The following is a 2,408-nucleotide window of genomic DNA, read 5'->3' on the forward strand; positions in this document are numbered from 1 at the left end:
CTCTTGTGCCGTTTGCTTATTATTGACGATTCCATTCTGAATATAAGTTTCTAATCCATTCGAATGTGTATAAGCACCAATCGGTAAAGTAGGATCAGAAATATGTAATAAACTTGCTAAAAATTCTTGTTTCATTCTTTATCTTTTTACGATAATTTTATTTTCAGATTTTTTGTAGACATTGAACCTCCTACTTTGGTCTCGCGATGATGATCTACATTGGCATTCAATAGATGTAGGAGTTTTAAATCTTGAACTTTTGGATTGTAGCCAGATGATTCTAACCAGCGAAAAATGGTCAATTCGAAAGGCATAAGCAACAAATCATTTTCATTGTAAAGTGGTAAATGTTTGTTTCCTATTTCGTGGCAAAGTGCGCTCATTTCGAGAATAGATTGAGGAGAAAGCACAATCGTTTTGGTTTCTAAAACATTCACAACAATTGCCGTTTCGTCATCCATAAAAAGAATATCTCCATCGTGCAAACGTTGTTTATCTTTCAAAAATTTGATCGCGACATCCTTTCCACCTCTTGTTCTTTTGCGTTGAATTCTCTTGGTTGTTTCGTACCAATCTAAATCCAAATAATCAATTGATTGTAAAATTGATTGTTCTGCAACACTTCCTATTCTCTCATTAATAATCATCTTGCTTAATTTTTTCTTCTAAAATCGATATTTTTAGATACGCCCATTCCAAATGCAGAGCCATTAACTCCAGCAACAGATGTTTTTGTCCAACCTTCTTTTGATTTTGTTTCTAACAGCGAAAAATCTGCAAATCTAAATTTCAATCCCCAGCCGCCGCCTAAAACAATCCCAATCATAGGATAACCTCTCAATCGAAAACCATTAAAATTTTCCATAGATGCTGTTGTTTCAGACAATTGTTGTCCCCAAACATAATGCACATCAAAATGCGCAATTAGCGTAAAATATTTTCCAAGCGCCAAGGACGGACTATACCAAATCCCTGTTTCATTTTGTTTGCTTACAACTTGATGATTGATATTATCTTCTGTATATGCGTAGTTAACCCCAATCGCATCATTATTATTAAAGAAATATCCTATACCAATCGGAGCACTTGAGACGTTACTACTACGACCAGATGGCGACGTAACTTTAGAATAATCCAATGAACCATATAGTGAAAATTGTCCTTTTGGACCTTCATCATTGTCTTTCAATCTCATTCCTCCTAAGATTTGCCCGTTCATTTTCCCTGAAATCAATGACATTCCAATTACTGCAATTGAAAAAACTATTTGATTAAAATTTATCATTTATACTTAAAAACCTAATTTTATTATTTCATTAAAAAATTTGAAAAGGCTCAGCACGTTGTCTGAGCCTATTTTTAATGATTAGAATAAATAATACAATTGAGCTAAAGGAACAACTTCCGATGGTTCGCATGTAATATATTCTCCGTCAACATATACTTTATAATTTTCTGCATTCACTTCAATATTTGGTGTTTTATCGTTGTGAATCAAATCTTTTTTACCAATATTTCTACAGTTTTTAACAGGTAAGAAAACTCTGTTCAAATTATAACTGTCAATTGTTCCGTTATCAATAGAAGCCTGAGAAACGAATGTGATATTCGTTTTCTGAACTGCTTTACCGAAAGAACCAAACATATTTCTGTAAATAACTGGTTGTGGAGTTGGAATAGATCCGTTTGGATCTCCCATTTTACTACCTGCGATAAATCCTCCTTTCAAGATCATTTCTGGTTTAACACCAAACATGGCAGGTTTCCAGATTACTAAATCGGCAATTTTACCAACCTCAACAGATCCGATATAATCTGAGATTCCGTGTGCTATTGCAGGATTGATTGTATATTTTGCGATGTAACGTTTTGCACGGAAGTTATCATTGTCATGACCTTTATCTTCTGCAATTTCTCCACGTTGATCTTTCATTTTACTTGCCGTTTGCCAAGTTCTTGAAATCACCTCTCCTGGACGTCCCATTGCTTGAGAATCTGAACTCATGATACTGAAAACACCCATATCATGTAAAATATCTTCGGCAGCAATTGTTTCTGGACGAATACGAGAGTCAGCAAATGCTACATCTTCAGGAATATTTTTACTCAAATGGTGACAAACCATTAACATATCCAAGTGCTCATCAATTGTGTTAACTGAATAAGGACGAGTTGGATTTGTAGATGCTGGTAATACATTTGGATACATCGCAGATTTGATGATATCTGGCGCGTGACCTCCACCAGCTCCTTCTGTATGGAATGTATGAATAACACGACCATTGATCGCTTCCATTGTATCTTCTAAGAAACCTCCTTCGTTTAACGTATCCGTATGGATCGCAACTTGTACATCATATTTATCTGCAACTTTCAATGCTGCATCAATTGTAGATGGTGTTGCACCC

3 protein-coding genes and 1 pseudogene are annotated in these 2,408 nt (G+C 35.0%); all 4 read right to left on the bottom strand.

The annotated features are described in order from the left end of the window. Positions 1-135 (bottom strand): annotated as a pseudogene (locus tag Q0616_RS06520) (urease accessory protein UreF); the annotation flags it as partial. A gap of 11 nt (positions 136-146) precedes the next feature. Further along, the gene (locus Q0616_RS06525) at positions 147-647 is read right to left on the bottom strand and encodes an urease accessory protein UreE (protein ID WP_286484156.1); all 501 of its coding nucleotides are present in this window, start codon (positions 645-647) and stop codon (positions 147-149) included. Between the two features lie 5 nt (positions 648-652). Continuing rightward, the gene (locus Q0616_RS06530) at positions 653-1,285 is read right to left on the bottom strand and encodes a hypothetical protein (RefSeq protein WP_038336650.1); all 633 of its coding nucleotides are present in this window, start codon (positions 1,283-1,285) and stop codon (positions 653-655) included. Positions 1,286-1,366: 81 nt separating this feature from the next. Next, on the bottom strand, positions 1,367-2,408 hold a 1,042-nt coding region (locus Q0616_RS06535; RefSeq protein ID WP_298775924.1), incomplete at its 5' end, for an urease subunit alpha.

This window comes from uncultured Empedobacter sp. (genome assembly GCF_937930195.1).
GTDB classification, from domain to species: Bacteria; Bacteroidota; Bacteroidia; order Flavobacteriales; family Weeksellaceae; genus Empedobacter; species Empedobacter stercoris.